Genomic DNA, 12847 nt, shown 5'->3' with positions numbered 1-12847 from the left:
TACGGCGTCAGCTCTTGCCGCGCAGCGCCGACCAGGTCAGCGGGCCCACCTGGCCGTCGTCGTCCAGGCCCTTGGCGTTCTGGAACTTCTTCACCGCGGCCACCGTGTCCTTGCCGAACTCGCCGTCGACGCCCGCGGAGCCGACGCTGTAGCCGCGCCTGGTGAGCATGCACTGGGCCTGGACGACGCGCTTGCCGGAGTCGCCGTAGTCGGTGAGTTCGGTGCCCGAGTAGTAGGTGCACTGGGAGATCCAGGGCGGGGTGGGGGGTTTGGTGGGGGAGGGTGTCGGGTCGCTGCCGTCGTCGCCGCCGCCGCTGCCCGAGCCCTCGCCGGTCGTGGTGCCCTCGCTGTCCTGGGCGCCGGAGGAGCCGTCGGAGCCGGCGGCAGCGCCAGAGGTGGCGTTCTTGTCGGCGTCGTCCTGGCTCGGGGATGGGCTGGCGGTGTCCTTGTTCTTGTCCTTGGGAGGGAGGCTGGGCAGGGGTTGTTCCGCGTCGCGGCCGGCGGAGGCGCCGGCGGATGTGGTCGGGGACTTGGACGCTGCGGCGTTGCCGCCCGTGTCCGTATCCGAGCGGGTCATGAAGAAGGCACCGGCCGCCACCGCGCACACGGCGACACCGGCGACGGCTGCGAGCCACGGGCCGCGACGCCGCTCGCGGGCGCGGCGGGTGCCGGTGTCCTCGGCTGCGGCTGCCTGAGGGGCGGCGGCGAAGGGCGGGACCGGGGCGCCGGCGCCGTATGGGCCGGGCACGGGCGAGGCCGGTCCGTACGATCCGGGCGGCGTCGAAGACGCCCCGTATCCACCGGGTGCCGCCGGACCGAAGCCCGCCTGTCGCTGCGTCGGCGCCCGTAAGTGCCCGGTCTGCTGGGCCGAGGCCCCCGCCAGCACCGCGCCACCCGTCCGCCGCTCTCGCAGCATCCCGGCCAGCGGCTCCTGCCACGGCTCCGCGCCGCGCTCTCCAGCGGCAGCCGCCGCCTCCCCCAGCCCGGCCGGAGTAGGCCGCACCTCCGGCGACTTGGCCAGGCACCCGGCCAGCAGCGCCGCCAAACCCGGATCCAGCGCCGCCAGCTCCGCCATCACCTCCGCTTTCGGCTCCTCGAAGGCGACCCGGTGCATGACATCCACGCCCGTACCGTCACCGAACGGCGCGTATCCGGTAGCCGCATAGATCACGGTCCCCGCAAGCGAGAAGACATCGGACCGCGTATCGCACCGCGCCTCGCGCAGATATTCCGGCGCCATATACGCGGGCGTCCCCACCCGCGACCCCGTCGTCGTCATCGCGCTGCTGTCGGCGGCCTGCGAGATGCCGAAGTCGATGACGTACGCGCCGTCCAGCGAAAGGATCACATTCGACGGCTTGAGATCCCGGTGCACCACCCCGGCGGCGGACAGGTCGCCCAACGCCCGCCCCAGCGCCCCCACCAGCCGCCACACCCCGGCCGCCGACAGCACGCCGCACTCCCGCACCGCCTGCGCGAGGTCGAGCCCCGCCACGTACTCGGTCGCCATCCACAGCAGCGAATCGTCGAAGCCGTTGCCGAGCAGCCGTGGTGCATGCGGCGTCGTCACCCGCGCGTGCACCGCCGCCTCGCGCTCGAAGCGGCGCCGGAAGTCCGGGTTCTCCGCGTACTCCGGCCTGATCACCTTCACCGCCGCGAGCCCCGGGCCGTCGTCGGCGGGCCGCGCCAGATACACCCGCCCCATGCCGCCGCTGCCCAGCACCCCCAGCGGGACGTACGGGCCGATGCGCGGCGGGTCGTCGCGCTGCAGCGGGGTCGCGCCCGTCTGCCGTAACGCGGTGTCGCCCGCCGCGGGCGTGTACGGGGCCGATGGGTCCGGCCGGTGATCCGTCATGTGCTCCCCCGAATGCTCCCTCGCCGCCGTGCCGCTCCCGCCTCAACCGCCCCCGGCGCCGCGTCACTTCGCGAGATCCTAGCGCGCGGAGGGAACCGTTTCGGGGTGGGGTGTGTCATTTTTGGGTGGGGTAATGGCCGCTGTTCGGCCCGATCTGGGGGGATCGTTTCTGGTGTGGGGGATTGCCGCGTCAACGCTCGCTGAGCTGCGCGAAAGCGAGCTCGGGGCGTGGCGCGAGATGCGGCGGGAGCACGCCGGGGCGGCGAATCCGTTCCTGGGCCCGGAGTTCGCGCTCGCCGTCGAGCGGCGGCGGCCGGGCGTACGGGTCGCGGTGCTGCGCGAGGCGGGCGGCGAGCCGGCCGGGTTTCTGCCCTATCAGCGGGGGCCGCTCGGCGCCGGGCTCGCGGTCGGGGCCGGAGTCTCCGACTGCCAGGGCCTGGTGCACCGGCCCGGGGTCGGCTGGGAGCCGGAGCGGCTGCTGCGCGCATGCGGGCTCTCGGTGCTGGAGTTCGACCACCTCGTGGAGGGCGGGCAGGAGCCCTTTGAGCCGTACGTGACCGAGCGGTTCGCCTCGCCCGTCATGGACGTGTCCAAGGGGTACGAGGCGTACGAGAACTGGCTGCGCGGCGAATCCCCGAAGTTCCTCAAGACCACCCTCGCCAAGGAGCGGCGGCTCGGGCGGCAGCGCGGCGGGGTGCGCTTCGTCTTCGACGAGCGGGACCCGCGGGCGCTGCGGGCGCTGATGGAGTGGAAGTCCGCGCAGTACCGGCGCACCGGGCGGCGCGACCGCTTCGCGCAGCCGTGGATCGCCGGGCTCGTGGACGATCTCGCGGCGACCAGGACCGACGGTCTCACCGGCACCCTCAGCGTCCTGTACGCGGACGACGACCGGCCCATCGCCGCGCACTTCGGGCTGCGGTCGGAGAGCGTGCTGGCCTGCTGGTTTCCCGCGTACGACGTGGAGTTCGCGAAGTACTCACCGGGGCTGATCCTGCATCTGCGGATGGCGGCGGCCGCGGCCGCCGAGGGGCTCGGCCTGCTCGATCTCGGGCGGGGCGACGCCGAGTACAAGGACGACCTCAAGACCGGCGAGCTGACGGTCTCCGAGGCGCGGGTGCTGCGGCCGAGCGTGGGCGCGGCGCTGCACCGGCTGCGGCACGATCCGGTGCGGCGGGCGCATGCGTTCGTACGGGAGCGGCCGGGGCTGGCCGCGTTCGCGCGGAAGGCGCTGAACCAGGCGGGGAGGCTGCGGCGCGCATGACGGAACGTACGACGGAACCCATCCGGGTGGGCGTGCTGGAGCTCGAACCCACCCCTGAACTGCACACCGCACCGCACGGACTCCCGGTCGGCGCCGGCGAGGTGCAGATCCTGCTGCGCCGCCACGGCGTCCCGGCCGGGCTGCTGCGGACCCGTATCCCCGAGGACGCCGACCCGCTCGGCCACCTCGCGGCCATGGCGCCCGACGCCCCCGCCCCGGCACCCGCCCCACCTGCAGACCCGGCGGCCCGCGTCAGCGTCATCGTCGCCACCCGCGACCGCGCCGACAAACTCGACCGCGCCCTCGCCTCCCTCCTCGAACTCGACCACCCCGACTACGAGATCGTGGTCGTCGACAACAACCCGGCGACCAGCGCCACTCAGGACCTGATCGCGAAAAAGTACGCCGAGGCGGGTGTCCGCCACGTCACCGAACCCGTCCCGGGCCTTGCCGCCGCGCACAACCGCGGCATCGCCGAGGCCAAGGGCGCCATCCTCGCCTTCACCGACGACGACGTGGTCGCCGACCCGCAGTGGCTGCGCGCCCTCACCGCCGCCTTCGCGGACGACCCGCACGTCGGCTGCGTGACCGGGCTCATCGTCCCGGCCCGCCTGGAGACGGACGCGCAGATCCAGCTCGAACGGCTCGGCGGCTTCGGCAAGGGCTTCGCCCGCAAGGTGTACGACATCCACCGGCCGCCCGCCGACGAGCCGCTGTTCCCGTTCACCGCGGGCAGCTACGGCTCCGGCGCCAACATGGCCTTCCGCGCCGAAGTCCTCCGCGAGATCGGCGGCTTCGACCCGGCTACCGGCACCGGCACCCTCGCCCGCGGCGGCGACGACCTGTACTCCTTCGTCCGTACCCTCGCCGCAGGCCACCGCCTCGTCTACGAGCCGCGGGCGCTGATCTGGCACTACCACCGCGAGCGGGTCGAGGACCTCACCTCGCAGGCCTTCAACTACGGCGCGGGCGTCACCGCGTACCTCACCGCGATCGTCGCCCGCCGGCCCGGGCTGCTGCCCGCGTTCCTCAAGCGCGTGCCGGGCGGCCTGCGGCACGCCCGCGCCTTGGCGAGCGCCCGCGACCGCCACGCCGCGGCGGCCGAGCTCGACGCCTGGCCGCGGCGGCTGGCGCGGATGGAGCGGCGCGGGATGTTGTACGGGCCCATCGGCTACGTGCGCGCCCGCAGAAGGGTGCGCGGGCTCGCGCGGCCCTGGGAGGTTGTGGATAACTGTGGGGGGTGTGGGCGGTGAGCGATAGCCTGGAAGGGGCGTGGCCCCCGGGAGGGCGGGGACTCTCTGTGGGGAAGGGCGCTCAGGAGGGTAAGCCGTGACCGCCGATGCCATCCCGGTGCTGCTGTACCACGCGGTGATGGCGGACCCGCCCGACTGGATCGCCGAATTCACCATGTCGCCGCGGCAGTTCGCCGAACACCTCGACGCCATCGCGGACAGCGGGCGCACCCCCATCACCGCGGCCCGGCTGATCGAGGGCGGCCCCGGGCTGCCCGCCCGGCCGGTGCTGATCACCTTCGACGACGGCTTCGCCGACCTGCCGGGCCCGACCGCGGAGGCGGTGGCCGGGCGCGGCATGACGGCCACCGCGTACCTGACCACCGGCGCGATCGGCGCCGCGCCCGGCGGCAGCCTGCTGCCGCCCGCGCCGATGATGAAACTCGGCGAGGCGGCGCGGCTGGAGGACGACTACGGATTCGAGGTCGGCAGCCACACCGTCACCCACGCCCAGCTCGACACGCTGCCGGCGGCCGCCATCCGGCACGAGCTGACCGAGTCCAAGTCCGTACTGGAGGACGCCCTCGGCCACGGCCTCGACGCCCTCGCGTACCCGCACGGCTACAACGACCGGCGGGTGCGGCGCATCGCGGAGGCGGCGGGCTATACGTCCGCCATGGCCGTACGGCATGCGCTCAGCCACTCCACGGATGAGCCGTACCGGCTGGCCCGGCTGATCGTGCGGCAGAGCCACACGGCGGCGGATGTGCGGGACTGGATGGCGGGCGAGGGGGCGCGGCAGGCGCCGTACCGGGATGGGGCGAAGACGGTCGGGTGGCGGTATTACCGGCGGGCGAGGCGGATGGTGAAGGGCCCGGAGTTCGCCGGCTGAGGTCCGCTGCGGCAGCGGCTGTTATGGCACCGGCTGTTACGGCACCGGCTGCCTGAAGTACGTATCCTGACCTGCCTTCTTGAGCGCCGCCACCGCCTCCCCGTTCTGCAGCGACAGGTCGCAATGCGGCCCCGGATCCCGCGAGTTCCACTGCAGCGCGGCCTTCACCTGAGGCATCCGCTTCATCACCTCGGGCACGTCCGCGTACCAGTCCGCCTGCCGCCCCGGATCCCGGGTGTCCTGCGCCGACCCGTACTCGGACAGCATCAGCGGCTTCTTGTCGGAGATGTTCTCCGTGATCCACCGGTACACCGGCAGCTGCAGGTCCGCGAAGGATTCCCAGCCGGTCTTGTGGCAGCGGTAGTAGTTGTACTTGTTGTAGCCGACCCAATCCACGAACTGGTGGCCCGGGTAGAGCTCCGTGAAGCGGTCGGCGTGCTCCAGATAGCCGGTGATGATCCAGGTCCAGATGACGTTGTCGGCGCCGGCCGCCTCGAAGCGCTGGTAGATGTGCTGCCAGGCGTCGCGGAATTCCTTCGCCGACCCGTTCTTCATCCGGGTGTCCATCTCCAGGTCGAAGGAGAGGAAGATCTTCTTGCCGGTGCGCTCGCCGTACTCGGCGACCCGCTTCGCCTGCGGATCGATCACCGTCCGGTCCAGCTTGCCCGCGGCGATGTCGCGCCACTTGATCCACTTGTGCTTCTTGCCGCCGTTGGCGCCCCAGTCCTTGCTCTCCCAGGACAGCAGCAGCATCCGGTCCTCGCCGACCTGCTGCTCCTGCTCGGTGAGCAGCTGTCCTTCGAGGTCACGGGTGGACATGTCGTGGTACGTGTACACGATGTCGAGGCGGCGCCCCATGTCCTTCTCGTACGCCGCCACCTTCTCCGCAAGGTCGGTCTTGGCATGCGGCACGAACGCGCCGAACCACGCCCCGCACGGCGGCGCGAGCAGCTTCGTCGGGCGGCACTCGGCGCTGGTGGGCTGCGGGCCGCGGTCGTCGTCGGAGCCGTCGTCGCCGCCGGCGAGGAGCGCCAGCAGGGCGGGCACCACGAGGAGGAGCACGGCGGCGATGAGCACCAGCCGCGTGCGCAGCGAGGGGAAAGTCAACGTGCTTCACCTTCCGGCTCGGTGAATTCGGCCTCGGGCTCGGGCTCGGCTTCACCGGGCGGTCGTACGGGCAGCGGCGGGAACAGCGCGGCCGACGAGGTCAGCGAGGCCAGTACGCCGATGATCTGCAGCGCGGCGAACTGATTGCCCAGCAGCAGGCCCGTACACACCAGCCCGTCCACGGCCAGGCTGAGCCCGACCGCGAGCAGCAGCCACTCGCACCAGTCGGAGACGGTGTGGTCGCGGGGCGTCGCCCCGGCCGGGGCCGCCGCCGGGCGGGCGCGGAGGGCAGGGCCGCAGATGCCGAGGATGGCCATGCCGGGGCCGAGCAGCAGATACGTGGCGACGAGGACGATCAGCACCGGGTGCCGGTCGGGCAGCAGCGCCACGGCCGCGAAGCTGAGCCAGCCGAGCACCGCGGCCGGGACGCGCTCGAAGAAGCGGAAGTCGGTCAACGGCCCGCTCCCTTCAGTTCGTACACCCGGGCGTGATCATTGCCCCAGCGCTTGGTGAACAGCTTCGAGTCGGCCACGCTCTTCTCGATCTTGCGCAGCCGCTTCTCGCTCATCTGGCCGTTCATGGCGGCGTTGGAGTACATGCCGTCGCTGAAGACGAGATAGGCCCGGGCCGGCTTCTCCACCTCGGAGAGGTCCCTGGCGAGCGTCTTGGCGGGCTGCGCCTCGATCTTGCGGACGTGCGTGAGGGGCTCGTCCAGGAACCAGTACCCCGGCTCGAACTTCCAGTAATTGTCGAAGGCGTACGGGAAGTTGCGGTTCGGCGCGGCGATCAGGGAGCCCTTGGGGGCGGTGTCGTAGACCTTCTTCACGAGGTCCGCTTCCGCGGGCGGGAAGTAGCTGAGCTTGTCCTTGCCCGCGTACGCCGGGACGAAGGTGCACGTCAGCGCCAGCACCACGCCGGCGGCGACGGCCCACCGCAGCCGGCCGAGGGCGACCGGCCAGCGGCGGGCGCGGGCCGGGTAGACGGGGGGCTCGGTGATGGCGGCGGGCAGCAGCGCGGCCGCCGCGAAGAACGCGGCCCAGGGCAGCATGAACAGCACGACCCGGAACAGCATTTCGCTGCCGTAGCCATTGGCCACCACCATCGGGGCCGGGGCGAGGCCGAGCAGCACCAGCGGCCAGGCCTGCTTGCGCAGGGCGGGTCTGCGCCACACTCCGTATGCGGCGAGGAGGAAGACGGCGGCGGTGAGGATTCTGGACATCCAGGAGACGAAGACCGGGCCGGTGCCGGTGGGGGTGGCGCCGACGCCGGTCTCGACGTTCCCCTTCACATTTCCGATGCCCTCGATGAGGGCGGGGATCTGCTCGCGGAGGAAGATCTGGGCGGCGGAGACGTTCCAGGCGCCGACCACCTCGATCACGAAGACGAGGATCATCCAGTTGCGGTAGCGGCGGGTGAGGCAGAGCGCCAGCAGGCCCGCCATCAGCATGGGTGGAGTGAGCTGGTGGGAGGCGGCGAGCAGCGCCACGAGCGGGAGCAGGGCGAGGGTCCACAGGACGCGCTGCGGTGTCGACCGCCGCTCGTCCGGATTCTCCGGGCGCTGGAAGCGGCGCAGCACGATGGCGAGGATCGCGAGCCAGAAGAGATACGCCACGGACTGCGGCGAGAAGTAGTCCTGGCCGACCCAGTTGGCGGCGGAGAAGACCCAGACGCCGGTCCAGACCAGCCGCTGGTCGCGGGTGAAGACGCGGAAGGCGAGCAGCAGCGCCGGGATGAGCAGCAGGTTGGAGATCAGCGGCCACCACGCCATGAACTGCAGCGTGTGCTCGACCCCGGTCATGCGCAGGAATCCGGCTTGGACGGCGAAGAATCCCGGCCATTCGTTGTACGCGTCCATCAGGCCGAGCTCGGGCCGTGGGCGGGCGACGTCGTGGGTCAGGAAGTAGTCGACGACGGCGTCGTGCTTCCACGCCCAGGCATAGAGCGGGGTGGGATAGAGGATCGCCTGGGTGGCACGCTCGACGACGACGAGCCCGACGACGTACACGGCGGGCCAGGGCCCCGGCCGCGGGCCGCCTCTGAGCGAGGCGAAGAAGCCGGCGGTGAGGAGGGCGAGCGCAATCCAGTAGGTGAAGTGCAACGCGCCTGCGAGGCCGAAGCCGCCGAGTGCCGAGACCTCGGTCTGGGCGAGGGAGAAGCGCCAGAGGCCGAGTGAGGTGAGGAGAGTGAGAGCGAGGGCGGCGGTGGCCTTCTTGCCGGGGCGGGCCCAGGTGGGTGGGCGGGTGTGGGCTTTGCCGGGGGGCGCGGCCTCGGTGGCGTGCGGTGGCGCGGGCGCCTGGGCGGCGGGCGGCAGCGGAGGCGCCTGGGGAGCGTGCGCGTTGCCGGTGGGTGCCTGGGCGGGCGTCTGGGCGGCGGGCGTCTGGGTCGCGTGCGGCAGCGCGGGTGCTCCAGCGGCGCTGGGCGCGCTCGCGGCGTTCGCCGCGTTCGCCGCGGGCGGCCTAAGGGGCGTCCGGGCGGGCGCCGGCGGCTGTTCCTCGCGCGGCCTGATGACACCGGGCGGCGCCGGACTCCGCACGTCTGCCTCCGGCCACGGGATGCGAGGCCAGGCGTCCTTGGGCTTGGGCGGCGGCTCGACACCGAGCGAGTCGAGCGCGGCGTCGAGATCGGCCGCGCGGCGCGCTGCGGCTGCGCCGGGCCGCTCCGAGGGTTCGGGGAACTGCAGATCCGCGTCCGGCTCCGTCGCCGGGTGCGGTCCGGCTCCCGGCGGGACGGCAGCCGCCCCTCGGGCGCCCCGCCCGCCCTCAGCCTCGGCGGCGTGGGCAGCGGCATCGGCGACTGCGTCGCCCGCGGCTCCGTCGGTGGTACCGGGCGGCGCGGCGTCGGTGACTGCGTCGCCTGCGGTCTGGTCAGCGATGTGGTGCGGCGTGGCGTCCGCGACTGCGTCGCCCGCGCCCTGGTCGGTGGTGCCGGGCGGGGCCTCCGCAGCGGCGTCTGTGGGGCTCGCGGCCGTGTCGGTGGTGCCGGGGGCGGCGTGCGGCGCGGCGTCGGCGACTGCGTCGCCTGGGGGCTCGTCGGTGGTGCGGTGCGGCGCGACATCCGCGACTGCGTCGCCCGCTGCCTCGTCGGTGGTGCCCGGCGCGGCCTGGGCCGCCGCGTCTGAGGGGCTCGCGGGTTCATGGCCGGTGCCGGGTGTTGCCTCGCCTGCGGTCTCTGCCGCGCTGCGGCCTGCCAGATCCGCGGGCTGGACGCCCCGTATCTTCTCCGTGGCAGCCTTGGACGGGGCCGGCCCCGGCCACTCCACCCGGGACAGTGCGGGCCACTCGATCCGAGGCGGTGTCCGGCGGGCGTCCTCGGGTTCCGGGGTGCTCGCCCCCGCGGGCTCCGCCGTCCGCTCGTGGTCCGGAGCCGCCGCCGGCCCGGTAATCTCCGCGCCCCGCGCATGGTCCGTAACCGGTCGGCCGGTCTCCGCGCCCGGCTCGTGATCTGCCGCCGGCTCGCCGGCCTCCGCGCCCCGCGCCTGGCCCGCCGGCTCGCCGACCTCCGCGCCCCGCGCCTGGCCCGCCGCCCCGGCGGCCTCCGCGGCCTCCGCGGCCTCCGCGGACGCCGCCGGCCCGCTGGCATCCGCATCGCCGGCCTCCTCCGGCACCGCCGCCGTGACCTGCACCCCCCGCGCCCCCTCCGCGGCAGCGACCCGCATCGCAGGCCGCTGTCCCGAGATCTCGCGTTCCTCCTCCTCGTCCTCCGCGATCGTCCGGTAGTACGCGGCCCGCCGCGCCCACCCCGTCCCGTAGTCATCCGCCGTCCCCGCCGCGACCTCGCTCCACGGGCTCCGCAGCGTCAGCGTCATCGTGGAGTCGTACGTCGGCTCAACAGGCTTGGGAGTGGGCGGTGCCTTGTGGGCCTCCCGTACGACCGCGATCATGCCCGGCGCGGCCAGCAGGGCCGAGATGACCTGGCCGATCAGCACTGCCCAGCCGGCGCCCGCAATGCCCACCATGGGCAGCAGCACCAACGAACCGCCCAGCGTCAGCGTGCACATGATGCCCTGCTGCACGGCGAGCTGAGTCGTCCGCCCCTGCACCCGCAGCACGCCGAAGTACAGCTCCACGATCACCCGCGGGAACGCCGCGATCGCGAACAGCCGCAGCACCGTCGCGCCGCCCTCGGCGTACCCGCTCCCGAAGACCGCCAGCAGCTTGTCGGCGCCGGCGACCAGCACCAGCCCGACCGGCATCAGCAGAATGCCCATCCGCACCAGCGACCCGCGGATGCCGTCCGCCAGCCGCCGCGGATCGTACGACGCCTCCGCCGTCAGCGACGACGCCATATTGATCGCGAGGAACTCGATCGTGCCGCCGATGGTCAGCGCCACGTAGAAGTACGCGTTCTGCTCCCCGTCGAACTGCATCGCCACGATCACCGGCAGCAGATTGATCATCGCGAGGCTGAACATCGACCCGGTGCAGTCACCGAGCAGGAACCGCCCGATCTCCCGCCGCTCCGGCGGCTTCCGGGCCCGCGTCCGGCGCATCTGCCGCGGCGCGAGCCGCGCGAGCACCAGCCACCCCAGCGGGATCACCGACAGCGTGATGGCGAGGCTCCACGAGGTGAAGATGCCGAGCACCGGCATGCTCGCGGCCAGCACCACCAGCAGGCCGAGCTTGCCGATGGAGAAGACGAGGTTGCCCAGCGGCACCCACACCGCCTCGCGCAGCCCGGTGAGCACGCCCTCCTGCAGCGACAGCACGGTCCACCCGAGGGTGGCGACCGTGAAGCCGATGCCGACCCAAAGGCCGGCGAGGGGAGCGAAGTTCGGCCCCCACAGGTCCAGCGTCAGCAGGAAGACCGCGCAGCCGAAGCCCACCACCAGGCAGCTGATCCCGTACGTCTGCAGGATCAGCCGCCGCGTCTGCAACCCGCCACGCGGGATGAAGCGCACCACTGCGCCGATCAGCGTCGTGGCCGCGAGCCCCGCGATGAAGCGCATCGCGGCGACGGCCGCCGAGCCCTCGCCGACCGCTTCCGTGGAGTAATAGCGGGCGGCGACCACCCAGTAGCCCATGCCGAGGACCGCGGAGACCACGGTGTTGAGCATCAGCATGTAGGCGTTACGGAACAGCGAGCCGGCGCCGTCCACGCCGATACGCAGCTGCATGGTGGGATGGTCGTGGCGCTGCTTGGCCTGGCGCCGCACGGGCGGCTTGCGGGGTGGTGCTGTCACGCCGCGCTCCCTATGGATCCGTTGGGACGCGGAAAGGCGGGCGCGGCCGCGGCGCCGCCCGCGGTGAGCAGCCGGTGCGCGGCGCGGGCGCCCAGGGGGTCGACGGGCAGCACGTGCCGCGCGAACCAGCGCGCGGGCTCCGGGTCGGGAGAGGGCTCCGCGAACTCCGGGCCCGCATAGTCGTCGAGGGGTGCGTCGTAGAGATAGCCGGTGGCGATGTCGTGCCGGTCGAGCACGTCCACCCAGCGGTCGCGGTCCGTCACCAGCAGGGGTACGCGGAAGAGCGCGGGCGGCCCGTCGGGGCCTTCGAGCGCTTCGCCTACGCCCTCGGCCGCGAGGCCCGTGCTCGCCAGCAACCGGGCGGCGGCGATGCGCTGTTCGCGCCGCTCGTCCACCCGGCGGACCCGGGCGTCCACGGCCCGCAGCCGCAGCCTCCCCTGCCGCCGCCGCCAGTCGTGCAGGTCGACGCGCAGCCAGGCGTCGAAGTGGTCGAGCCCCGGGCCGCGGGCGATGGCGGCCCGCAGCCGGTCGGGGTGCAGCTTCATCCGGTACGAGCCCGGGGGGCGCTCCGCGCGGCCGAGCGCGGCGTGCACCTGGCGGGCGGCGCGGGTCATGTGGATGCGGCGCAGGAGGCGTTCGGCGCGCGGCCGCAGCTGGTAGTCGAGCTCGGCGGCGAGGCGGCCGGGGGCCAGCAGCTCGTCCCGTAACGCCTCAAGAGCCAGCCGGTCGGCGCGCCCCGCACAGGCGAGCACGCCGCCGGTGCGGGCGCCGGCGTGCTTGGCGAGGCTGAAGACGGCCGCCTGCCCGAAGGTGCCGACCGGGCGGCCGCCGACGGTGATCCCCAGCGCGTGGGCGGCGTCCTCGATGAGCGGGATGCCGTGGCGGTCGCAGCGGGCCTTGAGCTGCTCGACGCGGTCGGGCAGCCCGTACAGATTGGTGGTCATGACGCCGGCGAGGCCGCGCCAGGTGGCCTCGGGCACGGCTTCGGGCGCGATATTGCCGTCCCGCGGGTCGACCGGGGCCATCACCGGGCGCAGCCCGGCGGCGTGCACGAGGAAGAGCAGCACATCGTCGTCGAGCGGCGACATCAGGAGGCGTCCGCCCGGCGGGCACCATTGCCGTAACGCCAGGTAGAGGCCGAAGCGTCCGGACGGCACGTAGACGCACTCCCGGTCGAGCCGCTGCTGCACTTGCGCGGCGATGCGGGCGCTCTGGACACGCCCGCGACCGCGGAAAGTCGATCGCACAATCCCCCCAAGACGGTGCCCCCGTCCGCCCCTCCCCAAGGCGGACAACCGTCGCTTCAAATGTGGTGCATTCG

Annotated in this window: 8 protein-coding genes; 3 read left to right on the top strand and 5 right to left on the bottom strand. The window is 73.2% G+C overall.

Features of this window, described 5'->3' with window-relative positions; genetic code table 11:
* Window positions 1-7: 7 nt before the first annotated feature.
* The gene (locus ACNNMR_RS21110; RefSeq protein ID WP_419996215.1) at window positions 8-1855 is read right to left on the bottom strand and encodes a protein kinase domain-containing protein; all 1848 of its coding nucleotides are present in this window, start codon (window positions 1853-1855) and stop codon (window positions 8-10) included.
* 238 nt (window positions 1856-2093) lie between these two features.
* Between ACNNMR_RS21110 and ACNNMR_RS21105 the strand changes: the two genes are divergently transcribed.
* The 3 genes from ACNNMR_RS21105 to ACNNMR_RS21095 all read left to right on the top strand — a co-directional run bounded on the left by ACNNMR_RS21105 (window position 2094) and on the right by ACNNMR_RS21095 (window position 5240).
* Window positions 2094-3116: a GNAT family N-acetyltransferase gene (locus tag ACNNMR_RS21105; RefSeq protein ID WP_420000427.1), complete on the top strand. Its 1023-nt coding sequence runs from the start codon at window positions 2094-2096 to the stop codon at window positions 3114-3116.
* A complete protein-coding gene (locus ACNNMR_RS21100) occupies window positions 3113-4369 on the top strand; it encodes a glycosyltransferase (RefSeq protein ID WP_419996214.1) in 1257 nt (418 codons plus the stop codon). Before ACNNMR_RS21105 ends, ACNNMR_RS21100 begins: the two co-directional genes overlap by 4 nt.
* Window positions 4370-4487: 118 nt before the next feature.
* The gene (locus ACNNMR_RS21095) at window positions 4488-5240 is read left to right on the top strand and encodes a polysaccharide deacetylase family protein (protein WP_420000426.1); all 753 of its coding nucleotides are present in this window, start codon (window positions 4488-4490) and stop codon (window positions 5238-5240) included.
* 36 nt (window positions 5241-5276) lie between these two features.
* Here the strand turns inward: ACNNMR_RS21095 and ACNNMR_RS21090 are convergent, their stop codons facing one another.
* From ACNNMR_RS21090 to ACNNMR_RS21075, 4 genes are read right to left on the bottom strand one after another with little or no spacing between them, the layout of a single operon-like run.
* Window positions 5277-6347 (bottom strand): glycosyl hydrolase, encoded by a 1071-nt coding sequence (locus tag ACNNMR_RS21090; RefSeq protein ID WP_419996213.1) that lies wholly within the window; start codon window positions 6345-6347, stop codon window positions 5277-5279.
* Window positions 6344-6802 carry a hypothetical protein gene (locus ACNNMR_RS21085; protein ID WP_419996212.1) on the bottom strand — a complete coding sequence of 153 codons (459 nt, stop codon included), beginning with the start codon at window positions 6800-6802 and terminating at the stop codon, window positions 6344-6346. Before ACNNMR_RS21085 ends, ACNNMR_RS21090 begins: the two co-directional genes overlap by 4 nt.
* Window positions 6799-11526, bottom strand: a complete 4728-nt coding sequence (locus ACNNMR_RS21080; protein WP_419996211.1) for a hypothetical protein — start codon at window positions 11524-11526, stop codon at window positions 6799-6801. The genes ACNNMR_RS21085 and ACNNMR_RS21080 overlap by 4 nt, the downstream gene beginning before the upstream one ends.
* The gene (locus tag ACNNMR_RS21075; protein WP_419996210.1) at window positions 11523-12716 is read right to left on the bottom strand and encodes a DegT/DnrJ/EryC1/StrS family aminotransferase; all 1194 of its coding nucleotides are present in this window, start codon (window positions 12714-12716) and stop codon (window positions 11523-11525) included. Before ACNNMR_RS21075 ends, ACNNMR_RS21080 begins: the two co-directional genes overlap by 4 nt.
* Window positions 12717-12847 lie beyond the last annotated feature (131 nt).

Source organism: Streptomyces boninensis, from assembly GCF_048572725.1.
GTDB lineage: Bacteria > Actinomycetota > Actinomycetes > Streptomycetales > Streptomycetaceae > Streptomyces > Streptomyces boninensis.
This window is presented reverse-complemented; position numbering and strand designations above follow the sequence as displayed.

What these genes read in the sequence shown, in the direction of transcription:
- ACNNMR_RS21105 (WP_420000427.1), top strand. Translation starts at nt 2,094, where the DNA reads ATGCGGCGGGAGCACGCCGGGGCGGCGAATCCGTTCCTGGGCCCGGAG.
- ACNNMR_RS21100 (WP_419996214.1), top strand. Translation starts at nt 3,113, where the DNA reads ATGACGGAACGTACGACGGAACCCATCCGGGTGGGCGTGCTGGAGCTC.
- ACNNMR_RS21110 (WP_419996215.1), bottom strand. Translation starts at nt 1,855, where the DNA reads ATGACGGATCACCGGCCGGACCCATCGGCCCCGTACACGCCCGCGGCG.
- ACNNMR_RS21095 (WP_420000426.1), top strand. Translation starts at nt 4,488, where the DNA reads ATGGCGGACCCGCCCGACTGGATCGCCGAATTCACCATGTCGCCGCGG.